The 21,579-nt window shown below is 69.0% G+C and carries 21 protein-coding genes and 1 pseudogene; 11 read left to right on the top strand and 11 right to left on the bottom strand.

Annotation, left to right across the window (positions count from 1 at the left end):
* Positions 1-23: 23 nt before the first annotated feature.
* A complete protein-coding gene (locus SACCYDRAFT_RS22835; protein ID WP_005459801.1) occupies positions 24-836 on the bottom strand; it encodes an AraC family transcriptional regulator in 813 nt (270 codons plus the stop codon).
* A 74-nt stretch (positions 837-910) separates the two neighbouring features.
* Here SACCYDRAFT_RS22835 and SACCYDRAFT_RS22830 point away from each other — a divergent pair, with 74 nt between their 5' ends.
* The 5 genes from SACCYDRAFT_RS22830 to SACCYDRAFT_RS22810 all read left to right on the top strand — a co-directional run bounded on the left by SACCYDRAFT_RS22830 (position 911) and on the right by SACCYDRAFT_RS22810 (position 4,830).
* Positions 911-1,501 (top strand): TIGR03086 family metal-binding protein, encoded by a 591-nt coding sequence (locus SACCYDRAFT_RS22830; RefSeq protein WP_005459799.1) that lies wholly within the window; start codon positions 911-913, stop codon positions 1,499-1,501.
* A 109-nt stretch (positions 1,502-1,610) separates the two neighbouring features.
* A complete protein-coding gene (locus tag SACCYDRAFT_RS22825) occupies positions 1,611-2,078 on the top strand; it encodes a hypothetical protein (RefSeq protein ID WP_005459798.1) in 468 nt (155 codons plus the stop codon).
* The gene (locus SACCYDRAFT_RS22820) at positions 2,075-2,701 is read left to right on the top strand and encodes a DUF3558 domain-containing protein (RefSeq protein ID WP_005459797.1); all 627 of its coding nucleotides are present in this window, start codon (positions 2,075-2,077) and stop codon (positions 2,699-2,701) included. Before SACCYDRAFT_RS22825 ends, SACCYDRAFT_RS22820 begins: the two co-directional genes overlap by 4 nt.
* A gap of 11 nt (positions 2,702-2,712) precedes the next feature.
* The gene (locus tag SACCYDRAFT_RS22815; RefSeq protein ID WP_232283731.1) at positions 2,713-4,068 is read left to right on the top strand and encodes a hypothetical protein; all 1,356 of its coding nucleotides are present in this window, start codon (positions 2,713-2,715) and stop codon (positions 4,066-4,068) included.
* 12 nt (positions 4,069-4,080) lie between these two features.
* Entirely contained in the window at positions 4,081-4,830 is a 750-nt protein-coding gene (locus SACCYDRAFT_RS22810) for an ESX secretion-associated protein EspG (protein WP_005459795.1), read from the top strand.
* 17 nt (positions 4,831-4,847) lie between these two features.
* Here SACCYDRAFT_RS22810 and SACCYDRAFT_RS27060 read toward each other — a convergent pair.
* Positions 4,848-5,540 (bottom strand): annotated as a pseudogene (locus SACCYDRAFT_RS27060) ((2Fe-2S)-binding protein); the annotation flags it as partial.
* 462 nt (positions 5,541-6,002) lie between these two features.
* On the opposite strand from SACCYDRAFT_RS27060, the gene SACCYDRAFT_RS22800 reads away from it, so the two are divergent.
* On the top strand, positions 6,003-8,555 hold the full coding sequence (locus SACCYDRAFT_RS22800) for an ATP-dependent Clp protease ATP-binding subunit (RefSeq protein ID WP_005459792.1): 2,553 nt from the start codon (positions 6,003-6,005) through the stop codon (positions 8,553-8,555).
* Between the two features lie 73 nt (positions 8,556-8,628).
* Here the strand turns inward: SACCYDRAFT_RS22800 and SACCYDRAFT_RS22795 are convergent, their stop codons facing one another.
* The gene (locus SACCYDRAFT_RS22795; protein ID WP_005459790.1) at positions 8,629-9,435 is read right to left on the bottom strand and encodes an NmrA family NAD(P)-binding protein; all 807 of its coding nucleotides are present in this window, start codon (positions 9,433-9,435) and stop codon (positions 8,629-8,631) included.
* A 161-nt stretch (positions 9,436-9,596) separates the two neighbouring features.
* On the opposite strand from SACCYDRAFT_RS22795, the gene SACCYDRAFT_RS22790 reads away from it, so the two are divergent.
* Positions 9,597-10,550, top strand: a complete 954-nt coding sequence (locus SACCYDRAFT_RS22790; protein ID WP_043536821.1) for an endonuclease/exonuclease/phosphatase family protein — start codon at positions 9,597-9,599, stop codon at positions 10,548-10,550.
* Between the two features lies 1 nt (position 10,551).
* Here SACCYDRAFT_RS22790 and SACCYDRAFT_RS22785 read toward each other — a convergent pair whose 3' ends face one another.
* Genes SACCYDRAFT_RS22785 through SACCYDRAFT_RS22775 form a run of 3 tightly spaced genes read right to left on the bottom strand, consistent with a single transcriptional unit; the run spans position 10,552 to position 13,142 of the window.
* Positions 10,552-11,367, bottom strand: coding sequence for an SIR2 family NAD-dependent protein deacylase (locus SACCYDRAFT_RS22785; protein ID WP_005459786.1), 816 nt, complete (start codon positions 11,365-11,367; stop codon positions 10,552-10,554).
* Positions 11,368-11,676, bottom strand: coding sequence for an antibiotic biosynthesis monooxygenase family protein (locus SACCYDRAFT_RS22780; protein ID WP_005459785.1), 309 nt, complete (start codon positions 11,674-11,676; stop codon positions 11,368-11,370).
* 38 nt (positions 11,677-11,714) lie between these two features.
* Complete coding sequence (locus SACCYDRAFT_RS22775; protein WP_005459784.1) at positions 11,715-13,142, bottom strand: M1 family metallopeptidase; 1,428 nt, start codon at positions 13,140-13,142, stop codon at positions 11,715-11,717.
* A 12-nt stretch (positions 13,143-13,154) separates the two neighbouring features.
* Here SACCYDRAFT_RS22775 and SACCYDRAFT_RS22770 point away from each other — a divergent pair, with 12 nt between their 5' ends.
* Together SACCYDRAFT_RS22770 and SACCYDRAFT_RS22765 are read left to right on the top strand one after the other, a co-directional pair.
* On the top strand, positions 13,155-13,931 hold the full coding sequence (locus SACCYDRAFT_RS22770; protein ID WP_005459783.1) for an alpha/beta fold hydrolase: 777 nt from the start codon (positions 13,155-13,157) through the stop codon (positions 13,929-13,931).
* Positions 13,932-14,226: 295 nt separating this feature from the next.
* On the top strand, positions 14,227-14,949 hold the full coding sequence (locus tag SACCYDRAFT_RS22765; protein ID WP_005459782.1) for a TetR/AcrR family transcriptional regulator: 723 nt from the start codon (positions 14,227-14,229) through the stop codon (positions 14,947-14,949).
* Positions 14,950-14,973: 24 nt separating this feature from the next.
* Here SACCYDRAFT_RS22765 and SACCYDRAFT_RS22760 read toward each other — a convergent pair whose 3' ends face one another.
* The 5 genes from SACCYDRAFT_RS22760 to SACCYDRAFT_RS22740 all read right to left on the bottom strand — a co-directional run bounded on the left by SACCYDRAFT_RS22760 (position 14,974) and on the right by SACCYDRAFT_RS22740 (position 19,606).
* A complete protein-coding gene (locus SACCYDRAFT_RS22760) occupies positions 14,974-15,867 on the bottom strand; it encodes a hypothetical protein (RefSeq protein WP_005459781.1) in 894 nt (297 codons plus the stop codon).
* A 200-nt stretch (positions 15,868-16,067) separates the two neighbouring features.
* Positions 16,068-16,997 (bottom strand): peptidoglycan recognition protein family protein, encoded by a 930-nt coding sequence (locus tag SACCYDRAFT_RS22755; protein ID WP_005459780.1) that lies wholly within the window; start codon positions 16,995-16,997, stop codon positions 16,068-16,070.
* Positions 16,998-17,057: 60 nt separating this feature from the next.
* Positions 17,058-17,939 carry an HhH-GPD family protein gene (locus SACCYDRAFT_RS22750; RefSeq protein WP_005459778.1) on the bottom strand — a complete coding sequence of 294 codons (882 nt, stop codon included), beginning with the start codon at positions 17,937-17,939 and terminating at the stop codon, positions 17,058-17,060.
* Between the two features lie 24 nt (positions 17,940-17,963).
* A complete protein-coding gene (locus tag SACCYDRAFT_RS22745) occupies positions 17,964-18,455 on the bottom strand; it encodes a beta-class carbonic anhydrase (RefSeq protein ID WP_005459776.1) in 492 nt (163 codons plus the stop codon).
* Between the two features lie 50 nt (positions 18,456-18,505).
* A complete protein-coding gene (locus SACCYDRAFT_RS22740) occupies positions 18,506-19,606 on the bottom strand; it encodes a LacI family DNA-binding transcriptional regulator (protein WP_005459774.1) in 1,101 nt (366 codons plus the stop codon).
* Between the two features lie 174 nt (positions 19,607-19,780).
* Between SACCYDRAFT_RS22740 and SACCYDRAFT_RS22735 the strand changes: the two genes are divergently transcribed.
* Together SACCYDRAFT_RS22735 and SACCYDRAFT_RS22730 are read left to right on the top strand one after the other, a co-directional pair.
* Complete coding sequence (locus SACCYDRAFT_RS22735; RefSeq protein WP_005459772.1) at positions 19,781-20,752, top strand: metal ABC transporter solute-binding protein, Zn/Mn family; 972 nt, start codon at positions 19,781-19,783, stop codon at positions 20,750-20,752.
* A 12-nt stretch (positions 20,753-20,764) separates the two neighbouring features.
* Complete coding sequence (locus tag SACCYDRAFT_RS22730) at positions 20,765-21,577, top strand: metal ABC transporter ATP-binding protein (RefSeq protein WP_005459770.1); 813 nt, start codon at positions 20,765-20,767, stop codon at positions 21,575-21,577.
* Positions 21,578-21,579: the final 2 nt, after the last annotated feature.

Here is a 21,579-nt window from a genome sequence, read left to right as displayed (position 1 = left end):
GGGCTCGACCCGGGAGGCCATATTCAGTTTTGCGCCTGTTCGGTTACTTTCTGTTGCCGCCCGTATGAAGCGGGGGGAGTGCCGACGAGTGACGTGAAATCGCGGGCGAAATGTGCTTGGTCGCTGTAGCCGAGTTCGGCTGCCAGCTCCGCCTGGCTCGGCGGGGAATCGGAAGACAGTCGTGCCTCGGCGTCGCCCAGGCGGTAGACCCGGATTGCCCACTTGGGTCCCGTTCCGATGTGTGTGGTGAACAACCGCTGCAGTGCGCGCACCGTCATTCCGGTGCGCGCTGCGAGCTCGTCCACCCGCGTCAACGCCGGGTCACCGGCGATCAGGGCGACGGCGTCACGGGCACGACGTTCCGGGTTCGTGAGCGGCCGGATTCGTTCGGTGAACAGCGCGTCGGCGAGCGAGGTGAGTTCCGGATCGTCGCTTTCCCGGCGTACGGCGTCCTCGATCTCGCGCACCGCGTGCCCGAGGACGTCCGGCAACGACCTCGGGCCGTCGCGAAGGTCGCCGGCGGGCAGGCCCAGTACCGCGCCGCAGCAGCCGGGGACCACGCGTACGCCGAGTGCCAGTCCTCGGTCGCGCAGGGCATGGGCGAACACCGACCGGGACGGTCCCCACACCCCGGCCGAGGCGGTTCCGAACACCACGTGTGTGGACAGGTTGGGCAGTACCCGTTGCTCGTGCGGTGGTCGGCCGCGGAGATCCCAGCGCACGACCCAGTAGTACTGGACGTACTCGCGAAGCGGCGGGGCCGGTGAGAACCTGTTCAACGTGAACCGCGCCCTTGCGGCGTGCCGGTGCAGGATTCCCTGGGGCGTCCGTTCCACGGGTCTCGACGATACGGTCGGGATCTGTCGCTTTTGTTCAAGACTCCCGCGTCGATGACCCCGACCATGGGGCCATGTCGAATCCGCCGGAACTTCAGAATGTCGTCGACCCCGCGGGGGAAGCGTTCCTCGACGTGCTGCACGCTGTTCCCGCCGATGCCCTGGACGCGCCCACGCCGTGCGAGCACTACACCGTCCGGGGCCTGCTGAACCACCTGCTGTACTGGACGCCGCGCCTGACCGCCGCCGTGCGCAGGGAGCCACCGCCCGCCGTGGCCGGGGGCGAGAGCGAGACGGACCTGGTGACCGAGGACTGGCGGGCTGTGCTCGCCGACGACGTCGAGCGGCTCGCGAAGGCGCTGCGCGATCCGTCGGCGTGGGACGGTGCTGTCCTGTTCGGCGCGGCGGAGCTGCCCGCCCGCCAGGTCGGCGCGATGGCGCTGACCGAGTTCGTCGTGCACGGCTGGGATCTCGCCGTGGCCACGGGGGCGGAGTTCCGCTGCGAGTCCGAGACCGCGCTCGCCGTCTTCCGCGCGCTCGAGGAGTTCGCGCCGCGGGGAAGGCAGTACGGCGTTTTCGGAGCCGAGGTACCCGTGGCTGAAAACGCCGTGCCGCTGGCGCGACTGCTCGGGTTGTCCGGGCGTGACCCTGACTGGAGCAGGTGATTCACCCGGCTGTACCCAATTCGGGGTAAACCTGTGAAGTTTCCGTCAGGGTGTGATTTTCGCGCTACTCTCCCGAAACGGTGTATGGGGTGCTTATGGGGAGGTAGGCATGACCGCTGCCGAGGGCTGGCTCTCCGATGTCACATTCTGGGTCGACGGAGTGCCGTCCGGAGGGGCCGCACCCGCGCCGGGTGGCGGCTCGGGCAGCGTTCCCACGGGCGGTCAGGGCTTCAGTCTCAGCACAGAAGAGGCCCGGCGGATGTTGGACTCCTTCAAGCGCATCTACAACGACCTCGTCGGTATGGAAGCGGAGTCCAGGCAGCTCCTCGAGATGCGGGCCGCGGCTGAGGACCCCGCAAGCCTCCACTTCCACGAGAGCGCCGTCGGCGGTATCGGGAGAGGCGCGTTCTTCCACGGGCACGAACACCTCCAGAAGGAGATCACGTTCTTCGCCGAACTCGTCGCCCGCCTGGAGAAGGCGCTCGGCCTCATCGCCGATTCCGATGAGGACGCGAAGCAGCAGATCGGCGCGGCGGGCGGTTCCGTGGCCCGTGAGAACAGGGGATTCCTCGAATGACACGAATTCTTCGTGTGGTGGTGGGTCTGAGCCTCGCCGGTGTGGTGGCCGGTTGTTCGGCGGCGCCGACGGAAGGCGTCGCTTCCCCGAAGCCGACCGCACCGAGCGGTGCGACCTCCACCCAGGCGAGCGGGCTGCCGCACAGCGGTGCGCCCGCGGTGTCCAACCCGCTGCCGCAGTCGGTGCTCCCCCAGGACCCGTGCCAGGCGTTCACCCGGCAGCAGATCGTCGAGGCCCTGGGCGGGGACGCACCGGAGGGCGAACGTGACGACATCGCCACCGGGCCCTGGTGCTCCTGGCAGGACCCCGACACGGGGGCGGGGGTCTTCGTCAACTTCGTCACCGCCACGCACGAGGGCCTGAGCAACCTGTACCGGAACACGAAACCGGCCGTGAAGGTGTGGCGGGAGATCCCGTCGATCGGCGGCTTCCCGGCGGTCGCCTTCCAGACGGACGCGGGCGAAACGACGTGCTCGGTCAACGTCGGGCTCTCCGACGAGTACGCGGTGGGGGTCGCGGTGGCGCCCAGCCGTGCGAAGAAGGGCCAGGTCGACGCCTGCGAGTTGTCCGAGCGCTTGGCCGAGACCTTGGTGGACAACCTGAGAGAGGGGGCGGGACGGTGACGGAAGGTGCAGTGTCCGCACGTCAGTTCGGCGGTGTGATGTCCATGCCGGAACTCGTGCGGCTGGTGCTGTCCGGCAGCTCCTCCGACTGGCGGGATGGCGCGACTCGCGCGAACAGGCTGTCGCAGGACCACGCCCTCGTCAGCGACCATAGTCGTCAGTTGCTGACAGATCTCGAAAGCGCGTGGACCGGTGGCGGTGCCGACGCGGCACGCGCTCGCATCCTCGTCGCCGTGGAGGCGACGTACCAGGCCTCGTCCGCCTACCAGAGCAACGCGCGCACGCTGACCGACATGTCGTACGCGTTCGACCGGCTCAAGTCCGAGCTCGAACCGATGCCCGACCAGCCGCCGTCCCGGGGCTTCTGGGACTACGTCACTCCGTGGGACACCGACACCGAGGACGAGATCACCCGGTACAGGGAGCTCGAGGAACGGAACCGCCGAGCCTACGAGGCGTACGAGCAGTACACCCGGTCGGCGTCACAGCAGGTGACGTACGACTACGGGCAGCTCGACGAGTTCGGCGACGGGGAGATCACGCTGGCCAGGGACGAGGTGACGGGCCGGGCACGGTCGCTCGAGGCGGAGCCCCGTTCCCTCGACCGGAAGCAGGTCGCCGACGACTTCCAGCGGGGTGACGGTGACGAGTCCCGGCGGGACGCCGACGACCCAGCCGGCGACGCCCGCGACCGGCAGGACCGGAAAGCCGGAACCGACTCCGAACCGGGTGACCTCCGGCCGGCCGTCCACTACCAGGAGCCGCAGGACTCGTCGTTCGTGCGCACTCACCCTGGTGGGGACGAACTCACCGGCGACCGCGTGGGGTCCGACTCGACCTCGGTGTCGGGTTACCAGCCGCCTTCCGACCCGTCGTCCACCTATCGACCCGCGGCGTACCAGCCGTCGACGGGCAACCCGTCCGGTTCGCCCGTGCCCGGTGGTGGCACGCAGAGTCCTTGGTCGACTGCGGGTGGCTCGCCGCTGGTGGGAGGTTACGGCGGATCGTCGGCGAGTGGGGCCGCTGGCCTCGGAACAGGCGGAGGCAGGCCGGGCACGGGCACAGGTGGCACGTCGGGCAGCCCACCCGGTGTGGGTCGGGGCAGCGGTGCCGTTCCCCCCGGTCCCGCGGCGAACGCCGCGCAGGGCGCGGCCAGGCCCGGTGCGGCGGGTATGGCGGGTCGTGTCGGGATGGCCCCGATGGGGGCCATGGGCGGCGCGGCGGGCCGCGGCCCTGGGAGTGAGGACTCCGAACACCAGCGCAACTACGTCCAGGACACCGACGAGGCCTTCTCGCTCGGCGATGAGGAGGACCTGCGTGATCCCCAGACCGGGCACATCATCACGCCGCCCACCATCGGCGGATAGGAGGTGGGACCGGTGATAGCGCAGCCCGTGGACGTGCCCAGACTGGCTCTGCTGTACACGTGGGATCTCGAAGGGTTCGGCGAACCGCACCCGGCGCTGGGGTCGCACGGCCTTTACGTATCGAGCGGCAGGACGGCCGAGCTCACCCGTCAGTGTCTGCGGCTGTTGGCCGACGTGGGGCTGTCGACGGAACACGCGCTCACCACGATGTTCCGTGAGACGCTGCGCACACTGGCCCGCCCGGCGCGCGAGCTGTACTGCTGGAGCGCCTATGCCGACGCGGGCCGGGACAGTGCTCTCCTGGTGGCCGAACGCGACGGCGGAGCGGTGGCCGCGCTCGTGCACGGCGACACCGTGACCCTCCGGCCCGTCGAGCCGCGCCACCTCGTGGAGGAGTTCGTGGCGATGGTCCCGCACGTTCCGCCCGCCCCCGTGCGTCCGTTCAGCGTCGCCCGTTCCGAGCTGGAGGGCGCCGACGCGCCGGATGTGGGGAACAGCCGCCCGCTGGCGGACCGACGCGGTGTCGAGGAGCTGCGCGACCACCTGAGAGCGCCGCGCGAGGGGGCGCACCAGTTGTACGGCGCGGCCACAGTCGGTGGGGTCCGGCGCCGGAGCAGTCCGCTGTCACTGATCGACGTGGCCGGGCTCGGGCGGATGCTCCTGTTCCGTGATGCGGAGGACCACGTCCACCGCCGGCCTGGCTCCGCTGGGAACCTGTCGGAGGCGCTCACCGCCACGCTGCGTGGGTTGGGTGCTCTCTGACCGCCCGCGTCGGCCGTCCCGTCGTCGCCGGGGCGTCGGCGCAGGGTCGAGGCGGAGGTCAGAGGGTCGTGTCGCGCGTCGAGCACGAGTGCCGCGTCGGCCACGCCCGCACCTTCGTCGCCACCCTGGAACCCCACCCACCACAGGCAGCTGTCGAGTGCGTCGGTGGCCGCGGCCCAGAGCGTTCTCGGCCCGTGGGGACTCAGTGGCCGGTAGGCGCGGACGAAGGCGTTCGCGTGGGCGACGAACCGTGCTCGGTACACGGCGGCCAGGGCTCGTTCGTCGGGCACCACGACGGCCTCGGGCCTGCCCGCAGACGGGTCGAGTGGAAGGCAGTAGAAGGAGTCGCCGAGGAGGGCGACGCCCACCGGGTGGGGTCTGCCGTCGGGGGCGACCCGCAGGGCCAGCTCGGAGGGCCGCAGCAGCGGCACGCGCCGTTCGTGGTGCAACAGGAGCGCGCCGACGTAGGCGGGCACGCGGAGATACCACCACAGGACGTAGCCGGACACGGTGCGAGCGGGCGCGGTGCCGTGAGACCGGATCAACCAGGAAGCGAGCCGCCGGTGCCAGAGCGAGAACCGGCGGCGGTCGGAGAGCAGGTCGTGGCACCGCCACCAGTCGTCGTCGACGGGCACGTCGGTGCGGAGTTCGAGCTCCTGCTGGAGCGCGGCGGCGCGGGCGAGCGAGCCCGCGAGCGCGTCGGGGGACACACGGCGACACGTTGCTCGACTGTGTCGATTGTCACGTACTGAACCGTCCGTGGTCACGCGCCGACCTCCGCTGCTCCGACCGGGTGGTTCGCGACCTACCGCAGTAGGTTAGCTATGCCTTACCTTACTGATGGAGTTTCGGCGGTGCAGCGGCACGGTTCGAGCGGGTGAGCGTGCGAAAACGACGTGTTCGCGCTGAGCGGACAAGGGGTGCCACCGGAATTCGAGTGCCGGGGCGTTCGTTGTTCCCTACGTCAGCAGCCAGCAACTAGTCGACTGTGAGCGTGTCCTCCGCGAGTGCTCGCGGCGCGTCAGGCCCTGCTCCATGAGGTTCGAATCCGTACCAGTGGTAGCCACGGGACGTGTGGTCGGCTACTACAGTGGTCGTACGGTGCCGAGCTCACCGGTGGAGCGAGCCGGAAAGAGTGTCGGGCCGCCGGCGCAGCAGTCGAGGGAGTGGGAATGTTCGAAAGGTTCACCGACCGCGCGAGGCGGGTGGTTGTCCTGGCCCAGGAAGAGGCCCGGATGCTCAACCACAACTACATCGGCACCGAGCACATCCTCCTGGGTTTGATCCACGAGGGTGAGGGTGTCGCCGCCAAGGCGCTCGAGTCGTTGGGTATCGCGCTGGAGGGTGTCCGCCAGCAGGTCGAGGAGATCATCGGCCAGGGCCAGCAGGCTCCCAGCGGACACATTCCCTTCACCCCGCGAGCCAAGAAGGTGCTGGAGCTGTCTCTGCGTGAGGCGCTGCAGCTCGGGCACAACTACATCGGTACCGAACACATCCTGTTGGGCCTCATCCGTGAGGGCGAGGGCGTGGCGGCGCAGGTTCTCGTGAAGCTGGGCGCGGACCTCAACAGGGTCAGGCAGCAGGTGCTTCAGCTGCTGTCCGGCTACCAGGGCAAGGAGCCTGCCGAGGCCGGTGCGGGCCGTGGCGAAGGCACCCCGTCGTCGTCGCTGGTGCTCGACCAGTTCGGGCGCAACCTCACCGCCGCCGCGCGGGAGAACAAGCTCGACCCGGTCATCGGGCGCAACAAGGAGATCGAGCGGGTCATGCAGGTGCTGTCCCGCCGTACCAAGAACAACCCGGTTCTCATCGGCGAGCCCGGCGTCGGCAAGACCGCCGTCGTCGAGGGCCTCGCGCAGAACATCGTCAAGGGCGAGGTGCCCGAGACGCTGAAGGACAAGCAGCTCTACACGCTCGACCTCGGGTCGTTGGTGGCCGGTTCGCGCTACCGCGGTGACTTCGAGGAGCGGTTGAAGAAGGTCCTCAAGGAGATCAAGACTCGCGGCGACATCATCCTGTTCATCGACGAGCTGCACACGCTCGTCGGCGCGGGTGCCGCCGAGGGTGCGATCGACGCGGCGAGCATCCTGAAGCCGATGCTGGCCCGTGGCGAGCTCCAGACCATCGGTGCGACCACGCTCGAGGAGTACCGCAAGTACATCGAGAAGGACGCTGCCCTGGAGCGCCGGTTCCAGCCGATCCAGGTCGGCGAGCCGTCGCTGGAGCACACCATCGAGATCCTCAAGGGGCTGCGCGACCGTTACGAGGCGCACCACCGCGTGTCGATCACCGACTCGGCGCTGGTGGCCGCGGCGACGCTCGCCGACCGGTACATCAACGACCGGTACCTGCCCGACAAGGCGATCGACCTCATCGACGAGGCCGGCGCGCGCATGCGCATCCGCCGTATGACCGCGCCGCCGGACCTGCGTGAGTTCGACGAGAAGATCGCCGACGTGCGTCGCGAGAAGGAGTCGGCCATCGACGCGCAGGACTTCGAGCGTGCCGCTCGACTGCGCGACGAGGAGAAGACTCTCCTCGGCCAGAAGGCCGAACGCGAGAAGCAGTGGAAGGACGGTGACCTGGACGTCGTCGCCGAGGTCGACGACGAGCAGATCGCCGAGGTCCTCGCCAACTGGACCGGCATCCCGGTGTTCAAGCTCACCGAGGAGGAGACCACGCGTCTGCTCCGCATGGAGGACGAGCTGCACAAGCGGATCATCGGCCAGGAGGACGCGGTCAAGGCCGTGTCGCAGGCCATCCGCCGTACGCGGGCGGGCCTGAAGGACCCGAAGCGCCCGTCCGGCTCGTTCATCTTCGCCGGCCCGTCCGGTGTCGGTAAGACCGAGCTGTCCAAGGCGCTGGCCAACTTCCTGTTCGGTGAGGACGACGCGCTCATCCAGATCGACATGGGCGAGTTCCACGACCGCTACACCGCCTCGCGGCTGTTCGGTGCCCCTCCGGGCTACGTCGGCTACGAGGAGGGCGGCCAGCTCACCGAGAAGGTGCGTCGCAAGCCGTTCTCGGTGGTCCTCTTCGACGAGATCGAGAAGGCCCACCAGGAGATCTACAACACGCTGTTGCAGGTGTTGGAGGACGGTCGCCTGACCGACGGTCAGGGCCGCACGGTGGACTTCAAGAACACGGTGCTGATCTTCACCTCGAACCTTGGTACGCAGGACATCTCCAAGTCCGTGAGCCTGGGCTTCTCTTCGGGTGCCGACGAGACCGGTCGGTACGAGAAGATGAAGCAGAAGGTCAACGAGGAGATGAAGAAGCACTTCCGGCCCGAGTTCCTCAACCGGATCGACGACATCATCGTCTTCCACCAGCTCACGCAGGAGCAGATCATCCAGATGGTGGACCTGATGGTGTCCCGCGTGGAGGAGCAGCTCAAGGCCAAGGACATGGCTCTGGAGCTGACCGACAAGGCGAAGGCTCTGCTGGCCAAGCGAGGCTTCGACCCGGTGCTCGGTGCGCGGCCGCTGCGCAGGACCATCCAGCGGGAGATCGAGGACCAGCTGTCCGAGAAGATCCTGTTCGGCGAGGTCCAGCCCGGTCAGATCATCATCGTGGACGTCGAAGGCTGGGAGGTCGGCGACGCACACGACGACCAGGCGCGGTTCACCTTCCGTGGCGAGCCGAAGCCGCTGGACGTGCCCGACGCTCCGCCGGTGAGCATCGCCGCCGCGGGCGGCGAGGAGGCCGGCGAGTCGGAGCAGGAGTGACCGACAACTGAAATCACCGTCCCGAAGGGCCCTCGTGCGTAGCGCGGGGGCCCTTCGGCGTTTCGGGAGGAACTCACGCGAACTGGTGTGCGTGTGCGCGCGCCCAGTCGGCGAACCGAGTCGCGGGGCGACCGGTGATCTCCTCGACGAGGTGGTTGGGTTCCGCCGTTCCGGCCTCGAACGCCGTGAGCACGTTGTCCACGTACCACTGCGCGTTCTCCCGCATGGCGGGGGTGAGTGCCCGCACCGTCTCCTCGGGGGTGGACCGGACGAACTCGATCTCCCTGCCGAGTGCCGCACCGATGTGCGCCACGAGTTCGGTCCGGGTCAGCGCTTCGGGGCCGGTGAGCAGGTGCGCCCTGCCACGGTGGCCGTCGTCGAGCAGGGCGGCGGCGGCCACGGCGGCGATGTCGTCCATGGCGATCGGCGTGCTCGCCGACTCCGGGTACGGCTCACGCACCGCGCCGGTGCGGCGGATCTGTTCCGCCCACATCAGCGAGTTCTCCATGAAGTCACCAGGCCACAGGTGCGTCCAGTCCACTCCGGACTTCTCCACGGCCGTGGTGACCGTGCCCCACCAGCTCTCGGGCTCCCCGGAGAGGTCGACGATGTGTTCCACCCCCGCCTCGCGCGCGAGGCGGACGACGTCGGTGATCGTGTCCGGGGTCGGCGCGAGGTACACGCGGGACACGCCTTCGAACGCCGCGGGCAGCGTGTCCACCTTCCGAAGGTAACCCTTCACCACCTCCACATCGGACGGAAGTGCGGCTTTGCCGGGGTCGACGGTGAGCGCGCGGACGTCCCGAGCTCCACGCGCGAGCAGGTGGTCGACGACTTTGCGCCCGATGTTGCCCGTTGCTCCGGTGACCAGGATGGTCATCAGTGTCCTCCTGCCAGTGGTCGGGGAGACCGAAACTACTGCGAACGTCCCCGGCGCGCAGGGGCCGGATGCCGTGCTTCTCCTTCTGGCAGGCTGGTGCGGTGGTGAGCACGGAAGCTCGGGGGAGCGGCCCGGGAGCGAGGCGGCCGTCGGCCAGGGTGATGTCGGCGCTGGTGGTGGCCGCGTTGGTGGGGGTCGCCGCGTTCGCGGTGCTCCGGTTGGTCGTGTCGGGCGTGTTCGGTCACGACGGCAACCACTACACCGCGGCGGCGCTGGCTCTGACGCCGTATGTCGTGCCGGCTGCGGTCGGGCTGACGTTGGTCGCGTCGGTGCTGCGACGTCGTGGCGTCGCGGTGCTGTCGGCGGTGCTGGCCGTGGCGCTCGCCGTACCCCTCGTGCCGAGGGTCCTCGCCGATTCCCAGCCCGAGGCAGGCGGTGCGGTGCTGCGGGTGGCCGCTCTCAACCTGTACTTCGGTGGGGCCGATCCCGAGGCCGTCGTGGAACTCGTGCGCGAACGCCGGATCGACGTCCTGACGTTGCTGGAGTTCGACGAGTCGGCGTACTCCGCTCTGGAGGACGCCGGGCTGCGTGACGCTCTGCCCCACATCGTGGCGTATCCGGCCGGGGCGGGCGTGGGTTCCGGGATCGCCTCGCGGTACCCGCTGGAAGAACTCGATCTCGCCGGCCCGTCGCTGTTCGCGCAACCGAGTGCCCGGATACGGCTTCCCGGGGGCACGGCGGTGGAGATCGTGGCCGTACACGCCCTTCCGCCCGTGACCGATGCGACGCGGTGGCGATCGGATCTCGCCGGGTTGCCGCCCGCCGACCCGACCGGTGCCGTGCGGGTCCTGGCGGGCGACTTCAACGCCACACTCGACCATGCCGCGTTCCGGGAACTGCTCGACGCGGGTTACGTCGACGCGGCGGAGAGCACGGGCGAGGCGCTGGTGACGACATGGCCCCGGCGACGCCTGGGGCCTCCGGTGACCCTCGACCACGTGCTCGTCGACGAGTCGGTGGCCGTGTTGGACTTCGCGGCGGTCGACGTGGCCGCCAGCGATCACCGTGCGGTGGTGGCGACGTTGCGGCTGCCGGAGCGGGCCGCGAACGCCTGAGTCAGCTCACCAGCTCGTCGAGAGCGGTGAGCGCTTCCAACGCGCCGACGGGCAGGGAAACGCCACGGTCGTGGCGTATTCGTGGTTCCCTCGGGTTGATGCGTACGAGGGCGCCGTTCGCCGCGCTCGCGAGTTCGGCCTGTCTGCGCACCGTAGGCACAGCCAGCCCTGCTCCGAGTTCCACGACCACGAGCGAGCGACTGCGCCTGCGCCACGCCGTGAACGTGTCGAGTTGCCGCTGGGAGCGGTGCGCGAGCCAGTCGTAGTCGCCGAACATGAGAATGTTCGGGCGAGCGAGCGAGCCGCAGTGTGGGCAGGACGGCAGTGGAGCGCGGGCGCGCATGGTGTCCGGATCGACGGCCACCTCGACGTCGTCGGCAGGCCAGATCCCGGCGCCGCAGTGCGCGAGGCACTGGAGGTGGTGGATCGAGCCGTGCACCTCCGCCACGTCGGTGAACCCGGCACGCTGGAACTGGCCGTCGACGTTCGAGGTGAACACGTGGACACCGCCGGGCTTGTTCCCGCCCCACTTCAGCAGGACGGAGAACCCGGGGTGCGGCCGGGTCTCGCGGTAGAGGTTCAGGCGGTGTCCGTAGAAGCCCCACGCCAACTCGGGGTCGTCGGCGAAGTGCTCGGGATCGGCGAGTTCGGTGAATCGCAGTCCCAGCCGGGCGTACGGCGGGTAGGCGCGCCAGAACCCCTCGTCACCTCGGAAGTCCGGTAGTCCCGAATCCACGCCCATGCCCGCGCCCGCGCACACGAGCAGCGCGTCGGCCGAGGAGATCAGCTCGGCCGCGCGCCGGTACTCGTCACGCATCTACGACGCGGGGCCGGAACTCTGCACGACCTCGAACTCCAGCAGGTTCGCGCCGGTGGCCACGGGCTTGCCGCGTTCCCCGGAGTGCGCCTCCTTCGCGGCGCCGCCCGCCCATGCCTGGTAGTGCTCCTCGGACTCCCACTTCGTGTAGACGAAGTAGCGGTCGTCTCCGGACACCGGGCGCAGCAACTCGAACCCCAGGAATCCGGGCTGGTTGTCGACGGCGTGCAACCGGGCCGCGAACCGCTTCTCGAGCTCCGGGCCGGCACCTTCGGGAACGGAGATCGCGTTGATCTTTACGACTGCCATATCGGACACGGTAGTCGGAGAGGGCGGGCGTGCGCTGCTCAGCGGCGGGGTGGCTCCGGATACAGATGTTCGTCGCCGGGTGCTTCGGTGCCGCGGAACCAGGCCCGGAAGAACTCGTCCAGCTCCTGGCCCGACACCCGTTCGGCGAACTTCTCGAAGTCCTCCCAGCTCGCGTTGCCGTTCGCGTGCTCGGCAGGCCACTCGCGCAGCAGCCGGTCGAACGCCTCGTCGCCGACGCGGAGGCGCAGTGCGTGCACGGCGAGCGGCCCCTTCACGTACACGGCGTCGAACTCGTTGCCCGCTCCCATGTCGTAGAGGGGCTGTGACCAGAAGTCGTGGTTGCCGCGCATCGCCTCGACCCGCTGCCGGTAGAACGCGTCGAGGTCTGCGCCCTCCTTGTCCTCGGCCCACAGCCAGGTGGCGTAGCTGGCGAAGCACTCGTTGAGGCAGATGTCGGCCCACGAGTGCACCGACACCGAGTTGCCGTACCACTGGTGTGCGATCTCGTGCACGAGCAGCTCGACGTTCGGGCCGCTCGGGTAGGTCGGCGTTCCCTGGGTCTCCAGGGCGAACCCGGTCGCGTTGTCGAGGTAGACGCCGCCCGCCGTGCTCGCCGGGTAGTCGCCGAACCGGCTCGCCAGGTACTCGACGATCTCTTCGGTGCGTGCGGCCTCGTCGCGGGCGTCGTCGGCGCCGGGGGCGAAGACGTTGCGCACCGGTGTGCCGTCTTCGAGTGTGCTCGTCTCCACGTCGAACCTGTCCACCGCGAACATGGTGAGGTAGCTCGCCACCGGGTCGGACTCACTCCAGGTCGTGGTGGTCCAGCCGCCCTTCGTGGTGGGTTCGCCGCCTGTGCCGACGGACACGGCCGTCCAGCCCTTCGGCACGGTGGCGGTGACGGAGAAGGTGGCCTTGTCGCGCGGGTGTTCGTTGACGGGGTACCAGTACGACGCCGACTGGGGTTCGCCGAACACGAACGCACCGCCCGAGGGGCTGCGGTACCAGCCGTTGCCGCCGAGCTGACCCAGGTCCGCGGAGACGGGCTTGCCCTCGTAGCGCACCCGGGTGGTGAACACGCTGCCCTCGGCCACCGGCGCGGAGGGGGTGATCACGAGTTCGGTGTCGCCCTCTCGCGTGAACTCCGCCTTCCTGCCGTCGACCTCCACCGAGGAGACCGCGAAGCCGCGTAGGTCGAGGTTGAACCGGGAGAGCCGCTGGGTGGCGTGTGCGGTGACGGTCGTGTCTCCCGTGAGCTGGTGACTGTCCGGGACGTAGCGGACGCCGACCTCGTAGTGGTCGACGTCGTAGCCGCCGTTGCCCGCCTCCGGGTAGTACTCGTCGCCGATTCCCGCCGCCCCGTGGGTCGGTGCGGGGGCGGGCTCGGATGGATCTTGGGGGGAGGTGCAGGCGGCTACGATGCAGGCGAGCCCGCACAGTGACGCCATCCAGGCGCGGCGGTCGACCATGAGAGGAGCCTAATGCCCGTTCGATCTTCGCTGGCGTCGAGCGTTGTCGATTTCGGTGGGCATGGGCGGCCGATAGTCCTGTTGCACGGTCTCATGGGGCGGGCGACGACGTGGTGGTCGGTGGCGCAGTGGCTCACCGCCCACGGTCACGTCGTGGGCCTCGACGCCAGGGGACACGGCCGGGCGCGTCGCCGGGGTTCGTGGACCACCGAGGAGTTCGCCGAGGACGTCGTGAACCTGGTGGAGGACCTGGACGAGGGGCCTGCCGTGCTCGTCGGGCACTCCATGGGCGGGTTGCACGCGTGGGTGGCGGCCGCGATGCGCCCGGAACTGGCGGCCGGTGTCGTGACGGAGGACATGGCCGTTGACCGGCGGGGCGACACCGTGGACGTCTGGCGCGCCTACTTCGAGTCGTGGCCGGTGCCGTTCCGCTCGCTGGCGCACGTGTCGGAGTTCTTCGGCAGCCTGGGCGACTACTTCGTCGAGTGCGTGGAGGAACGCGACGACGGCTACCACCTGATCGCGGACCTGGAGGACCTGTACGTCATCGCCACGGAATGGGGTCAGCGGGACTACTGGTCCTACCTCGAGGCGGTGCGCTGCCCGATGCTCGTGATCGAGGCCGAACGCACGAGCATGCCGGCGGGGCAGCAGGCCGAGATGGCGAAACGTGCACGGAACGGGCGGCACATCGTGGTGGCCGATGCGGGCCACGTCGTGCACCACGACCAGCCGGAGGTCTACCGGGGAGCTGTCGAGGCGTTCCTGTCCGGAATCGCGCGCCCCTGACTCCGGTGTGGTTACTCGAAAAGGGAGCTATGCGTGGCCGGGCCACCCCCCTCAGCGTGGCCCGGTCACGCCGGCCGGGAAGCCGTGCCCCGGCCGACCCCCAGCACAGTCGACGTCATCGAGGTTTCACACTGCCGCGGAAGAGAAACACGGCAAGCGTTCGCGCGGCGATAATGCCCCTGCCGCGAAAGGGGTATTCTTTAGTTAAGACTATTAACCAGTGTGGAGATCGTAACAGAATGCTGTGCTGATGTCACTGGTATTCGCGTATGCTGTGGGTGGCGGTGGAGGTGTGGTGACGGCTTCGACGAATCGACGAGCCCGGTTGCGTGCGGCGCTCGACCGCGATCTGCGGCGCACTGCTCGACGGCTTCTGGTGTCGGGTGGCCTCGACGCGGTCACGCTCGCGGCCATCGCCCGGGAAGTCGGAATCACCCCGCCTGCGATCTACCGCTACTACGGCAGTCGCGACGATCTCCTGCTCGCCCTGGCCGACGATCTGATCGCCGAACTCGTGGGTGAACTCGGGACCGCCGCCGCGGCGCACCCCGACGACCGTCCCGACCGGCAGATCATCGCGATGATCAGGGCCTTTCCGTCCTGGGCGGCGAGGAACCGAGCGGAGTACGGATTCGTTTTCGGCACCCCGTCGCCCACTGCCGGGCACATACACCGAGCCATAGCCAAGTCCTGGAACGCCGAGGTCGGCGGCGCGTTCGGTGAACGGTACCTCCGGCTGTGGCGGCAACAGCCGTTCGACGTGCCCTCGGACAGCGAGTTGGAGCCCTCGCTGCGGAAGCAGTTGGACGACTACCGCACCGTGGTCCATCTGCAGTCGATGCCGCTCGGCGCGATCCTCGTGTTCATCGAATGCTGGTCGCGTATCTACGCTTCCATCTCCTTCGACGTCTTCGGCTTCATGAGCGCGACGTTCACCGACATGACCCCCATGCACGAGCGCATGTGCCAGGGGATCTGCGAACTGCTCGGCATCGAGTACGTTCCGCCCGGAGCGTGAAGCTCGCTCGGTGGCTGCTCCGGCTCACGGAAACCCAAAGCTGTTGCTCGTGTCTCGCGAAAGATCCACACGCCAACGATCGAAGTCGCGGCGAAGTCTCAGCTCGGCGGACCCTTCTTCGGTGTTGTCGATGCCTACGACCACGACGGCGCGGCTCTGGGATTCCATCGTCACTGACAAGACTTGTGCTTGCTTGGCTTCTTCTTTCATCTCCGGCGTTATCCGGTCCAGGATGACGGGAACGGTTTCCGGACATGGACGTCCGAAGTGGACTTCGAGGTTGCCTACTATCTCGGAGTGCAGGAGATCACAGAACAGTTCCGCGTCGGAAGATCTCATGGATTCGACGAACGCCATGGCGGTCTCTCTGGCACCTTCCTCGCCGGGTGCGTCGCCGATCGAGCTGGTGTCGACCCCTCCGGAACCGGTGCTGATGGCGACGACCGAGCCCGTTCCGCCCAGCAGGAGGATGGCGGCAATGGCGGTCCAACCGCCGAAGGAAATCCTCGTCTGCCGTCGTGACTGGTCGACGTTGCCACCGGCGATGACGGATTTCCTCATGGTCGCGCCTGACACGGTGGTGTTGCCCTGTTCGAAGGTCGACTGTGAAACGCCGCCCTGCGCGGACCACACGTTCTGCACGGCTCGGCCCAGATCTGCCGCGAAGGCCGGATCGGACTGCACCTCCTGAGCGAGCGTTCGTTGTGCTTCGCTCGCGGCCTGGTTGTCCCCGGGGGCGGTCTCGAGTCGCCGCAGTGCTCGGTCTCCGAAGGCTGTCTGCCGCAGCCGGGTCGCGATCATGCCGTACAGCGCTTCGGCGGCGGAGTCCTGCGTCCGCTGCACCACCCCGGAAGCCACCTGGGTCAGGTATCCGCACAGGAAGGAGACTGCCTGACCGGCGAGTGTCAACGGGTCCATTCTGCCCTCCCCAGATGGCCGATCCGCCTGAACAGCGGTTCACCATAAATGGCAGCTACTTAGTTAATGGTATTAACTGGGCGCAGGATAGCAATATTCCGATCTGGTGTCACGTACCTGCTCGGGTGCGAGGAAACCGGGGAGCTTCTCGCGCCGGCGCGTGGCCGGGCCGCCGTCCGGCAACCCGGCCACGCGCGTCGTCACCGGGGTGCCAGGCGCTCCCACACGTCGGCGCCGAGGTAGCCGCGCTCGTCGGCCCGGGCGCACGCCTGGCAGGTCGGTTCGCTCAGGCCGTTGCTCGCGGCGAACGCCGCCACCGCGTCGCGGGTCTCGTCGCCGAACACGCCGTCGACGGCCACGTCGTAGCCGCGTGCCCGCAGCCGTTGCTGTGCGAGGCGCACGTCGTCACCTGTGTCGCCGGGTCGCAGCAGTGGCGTCGGTTCGGGTTGGCGGAACGTCACGCCGAGACGGTCGGCCACGGCCTGCCGCAACTCCGGCAGCCGGGCGTACAGGACGTCGCCCGGGCAGGCGGTGGCGTTGAAGTCGCGATGCCCCCGGATGAGCTCCGGGCTCACGCCGTACTGCGAGGCCATGTACGACACCAGCGCGACGAGCGAGAGCCACAGTGTCTCCGGCACGTCGACCTCCATGTAGAGGCCCTCGTTCTCGATACCGACGATCTCGCTGTTGTGGTTGGCGACGTTGGCGCCCAGCACGTGCTGTGTTCCGCCTCGCAGCGCCTCGATGCTGCGGTGCCTGCCCTCCGTGATGAAGCCGCCGCGGCTGATCGTGAACTGCTGACCGGTGTCGATCCAACCTCGCGAGTCCATGTGGAAGTTCTGGATGCTCCGCGAGATCGCGAACGCGCGGTCGAGCGAGTAGTCGTCGGTGTTGCCCGGCTCCACGGTGTGGTGGACGACGATGTAGGTCGGCTTGTGGTTCAGCAGGGTGATGGGTTCCCGGGGTGGGCGGGCGCCCCAGACGGCGGTGCCGTACATGTTCGGGGCCTCCACCGGACGTGGGCGTGGGGAGGCCTGGGCGGGAACGGTCAGGGCGGTACCCAGCGCGGTGACGGCGAGTCCGCCGCCCACCAACAACGTGCGACGATCGATGACGGGCTTCTCGGCCATGTGATCTCTCCCTCGCAGGCGCGTGAGGTGAGGATCTTGCCAACTGCCCCGGTTACCTTGTCAATGCTCGCCAGGCAGGGCGAACCGCCCGTCGGCGGTCTGTTCCACCAGTCCGTCGGCCAGTAGGGAGTCGAGACACGCGTCCCGCTGCCCGGCCTTCGGCCACGCCAGATCGAGCCTCGCCTTCTCCACCGGCTCGGTGGTTCCGCGCAGCACGTCGAGCAACAGACCACGGACGTGGCGGTCGGTGCCGCCGTAGCGCTGCGTCGGTCTCGCCGGACCCGTATACGCAGGTCGACCGGCCTTCTGCCAGGCGCAGGTGTCGAAGATCGGGCAGTCGGCGCAACGGGGGTTGCGGGCCGTGCAGACCAGCGCGCCGAGCTCCATCAGGGCCGCGGAGAACCGCGCGGCACAGGACTCGTCCGGGCCGTCGGGCAGCAGCGCCTCGACGTCCCGGAGGTCCCGGTTCGTCGACGGCGGACCGGCTTCGCCCGCGCCATGGACGGCTCTCGCAACCACCCTACGAACGTTGGTGTCCACCACCGGTGCACGCCTGCCGTAGGCGAAGGCGGCCACCGCCCGCGCCGTGTACGCGCCGATGCCGGGCAGCCCCAGCAACGTGTCGACGTCGGAGGGCACCTCGTCGCCGTGTTCGTCGGCGATCGCGGTGGCGGCGGTATGCAGCCGCAGGGCGCGCCGGGGGTAGCCGAGCTTACCCCAGGCGCGCACCACCTCACCCTGCGTGGCGGAGGCGAGAGCCGACGGTTTCGGCCAGCGCTCCAGCCACTGTTGCCACACCGGCAGCACCCTGGCCACCGGGGTCTGTTGCAACATCACCTCGCTGACCAGCACGCCCCACGGGGTGCAGTCGGCGTGTCGCCACGGCAGGTCGCGTGCGCTCGTGCCGAACCAGTCGATGAGCGTCTCGGCGTCGATGGACATCGTCCGACAAGGTTAGCCGCCGGCTCAGTCGACCTCGCGGAGCTCCCCGGTCTTCACGTCGTAGACGAACCCGCGTACCAGGTCGGTGTGCAGCAGGTACGGGTTGCGCCTGACCCGCTGCACGGACTGCCGAACGTTGGCGTCGACGTCGCGGAACGCCTCCACCGCCCACGGCGGTCGCATGCCGCTGGCGGCCTCCAGCTCGTCTTTGAAACTGTCCTCGGTGACCGTGTTCAGACCACAGTCGGTGTGCTGCACGACCAGCACCTCACGAGTGCCCAGCTTGCGCTGACTGAGCGAGAGCGACCGGATCATGTCGTCGGTGACGACACCGCCCGCGTTGCGCAGCACGTGTGCCTCGCCCTGCAGCAGCCCGAAGATCTCGAAGACGCGGATTCGCGCGTCCATGCAGGTCAGGATCGCAACATTGAGAGAAGGGCGCGGCGACGACCGGTCGCCGGGCACGATGTTGCCGATCTCTCGGTTGCGGTCCAGGAGCTTGTCGATCGCGGTCATGACCTCTCGCTTTCCCGTCGCTTCAGACATCGGACACCGGGCCGAAGTATTCACGGCCCGAACCATTGTTCTTCGGCCGTGCGCGGAGGCGCTGACGTGGTGCCCACCCGCAGTTCGGTGGGCAGGGTGATCAGCTTGGGGCTCACGCGGTCACTCGCTCCCAGCAGGAGCTTCCCCGCCGCGCGCCCCTTCTCGAGCACGGGCTGGTGAACCGTGGTGAGTCCGGCCCGGGACGCCTCGGCGATGCCGTCGAAACCGGTGATCGTGAGATCGGCGGGGACGCGGAGCCCCCGCCTGCCCGCCTCGGCGAGCGCACCCAGGGCGAGGATGTCGGAGGTGCAGATGAGCGCGGTGACGCGAGGGTGCGCGTCGAGCAGTTGCCTGGCGGCGGTGGCTCCGTCGTCGACGGTGTGGTCGAACCGCTCGACGACCGGCACGGTGTTCCAGTCGACGCCCGCGGCCTCGAACGTCCTGGCCAGCGCGGCCAGGCGAGTGCGCTGGACGTGGTAGTGGGCCTGTCGCTGCCGGTCGCGGGAGGCGAAGCCGTCGTTGCGGTCGCGGCCGAGGCGCATGCACAGCACGCCGATCTGCCGGTGGCCGAGGCCGACGACGTGGTCGGCCACCTGCACGATGGCGGTTTCGTCGTCGGGGGACACGCGGTCGATTCCGTCGAGTTGGGGTTGGTCGACGATGACGGTGGGCACCGGGCGGGACAGCGCGGCGGCCAGGTGGGGGTCGTCGTCCGGAACGGAGTACACGACGAACCCGTCGACCCCCGCGCGGTGCACCGCGGCGACCTCTTCCTTGCCGGGGCTGGCCGGGACGAGGTGAAGGCCGACGCCCGCGTCCTCGCAGGCGAGCGCGAGACCTTCGAGCACGCCCACGGCCGCTGGGTCGCGGAACGCGTAGGAGAGGTTCTCGGTGAGTAGCAGCCCCACCGCGCCCGCCTTGCGCGTGCGCAGTGACCTGGCCACGGGGTCGGGACCGGGGTAGCCGAGGCGGCGGGCCGTCTCCAGCACCCGTCGGCGCAACTCCGGGGACAGTTGGTCCGGCCGGTTGTACGCATTGGACACAGTGGTCCTGGACACGCCCAGCTCAGCGGCGAGCGACGCGAGCGTCGCGCCTCGCCTGGTTCGCATCGGCCGGTTCATGAACAAACCGTAACGGTTCAGAAGCCACAGCAGAAGGAGCGCACAACGTGCGTCACATGGTTGCTTTCAGTAGCCGCACTAATCACCCGACCGATGGATGAACCGTCAATCGATCCGGTAAGGTGGTATCGACAATCATTTCCAAGACTGGCTTTGGACGGAGTGGGGGCCTCGATGCACGACACGCGTCGGCGATCGGTTGCCGGTGTCTCACTGTCAGCTGTACTCGCCGTGCTGGTGGCCGCCTGCGGTGGGCAGGACGGCGCGGCGCAGAGTGAGGACGGCCGGATACAGGTGGTCGCCTCCACGAACGTGTGGGCGAGTGTCGTCGCCGCTGTCGGCGGCGAGCACGTGGAGGTGACCTCGATCATCGAGGATCCCTCCGCCGACCCGCACTCGTACCAAGCCGGGGCCGCCGACGCGGCCGAGGTGGCCTCCGCCGAACTGCTCGTCTGGAACGGCGGCGGTTACGACGACTTCTTCCCGCAACTCGCCGAGAACAGCGACGCCCCGACGGTCGTGGCCGTCGACCAGGCGCAGGGCCGGCCCGAGGAAGGCGCCGAAGCCCACGAACACGCCGAGCCGGAGGGGCACGGCCACTCCCACGAGCATGGGCACGAGCACGGCAACGAGCACGTCTGGTACGACCTTCCGGTCGTGGCGGGCGTCGCCGACCGGCTGGCCGCCGAACTGGGTGAACTCCTGCCTCAGCAGAAGAAGGTGTTCGAGGACAACGCCGCCGACTTCACCGAGAGCATCGACGAGCTGGTGCACGAGGTCGAAGGGGTCGCCGAGCGCCATGCGGGTGCGAAGGTGGCGGCCACCGAGCCTCTCGCGCAGTACCTGTTGAGCGCCGCCGAGCTCGAGGACATCACCCCACACGAGTTCGCCTCGGCCGTGGAGAACGAGACCGACGTGCCCGTCGCCGCGCAGCAACGGATGCTGGAGCTGGTCTCCGGCGAGGCCGACGCGGTGGTGCGCAACACCCAGACGGCCACGCCCGCCACCGAGAAGATCGTCGAGGCCGCACGGGAGGCCGGGACACCGGTCGTCGACGTCACCGAGACGCTTCCCGAGGGGCGGAGCGACTACATTTCTTGGATGGGCGCGCAGGTCGACGCGCTGGCGAAGGCACTGGACGAGTGAGCGGATGACCGAGTGGACGTGACGACGACGCGGGCCGCCGTCGAGGTCAGGGACGCGGCGCTGCGGTTCGGCGAACGGACGCTGTGGTCGGGCCTCGGACTCGACGTCGCGCCGGGCGAGTTCCTGGCGGTGCTCGGCCCCAACGGGTCGGGAAAGACGAGCCTGCTGCGCGTGCTCCTGGGACTTCAGGAGCTCAGCGCGGGCACGGTGACGGTGGCGGGCAGGAAACCCGGCAGGGGCAACGAGCGTGTCGGCTACGTACCCCAGCAACGCGCCATGGACGACGGGCTGACGCTGCGGGGCCGCGACCTCGTCGGGCTCGGTCTCGACGGTCACCGCTGGGGCCTCGGTCTGCGTGGGCTGCGGCGACGCCGCGAGCGCATCGAGCACGCGATCGAGGCCGTGGGTGCCCAGCGCTACGCCGACTCGCCGGTGGGCAGGCTCTCCGGCGGTGAGCAACAGCGGCTGCGGGTCGCGCAGGCGCTCATCGGCGAACCGGACGTGTTGCTGTGTGACGAGCCACTGGCGTCACTGGACCTCACCCACCAGCGGATCGTGGCGAGCCTCATCGACGAGCGCAGGCGGGAGGCGGACACGGCCGTGCTGTTCGTCACCCACGAGATCAACCCGATCCTGCCGTACGTCGACCGGGTGCTGTACCTCGTCGACGGCCAGTTCCGCATCGGCACGCCCGACGAGGTGATGACGTCGTCGACGCTGTCCGAGCTCTACCGCTCGCGCGTGGAGGTCGTCAGGGTCGGCGGCCAGATCCACGTCGCGGGTGCGCAGAGCGCGCTCTGCGAGGACGAAACGCACCACCCCTGACC

The organism is Saccharomonospora cyanea NA-134, from assembly GCF_000244975.1.
Classification (GTDB): domain Bacteria; phylum Actinomycetota; class Actinomycetes; order Mycobacteriales; family Pseudonocardiaceae; genus Saccharomonospora; species Saccharomonospora cyanea.
This window is presented reverse-complemented; position numbering and strand designations above follow the sequence as displayed.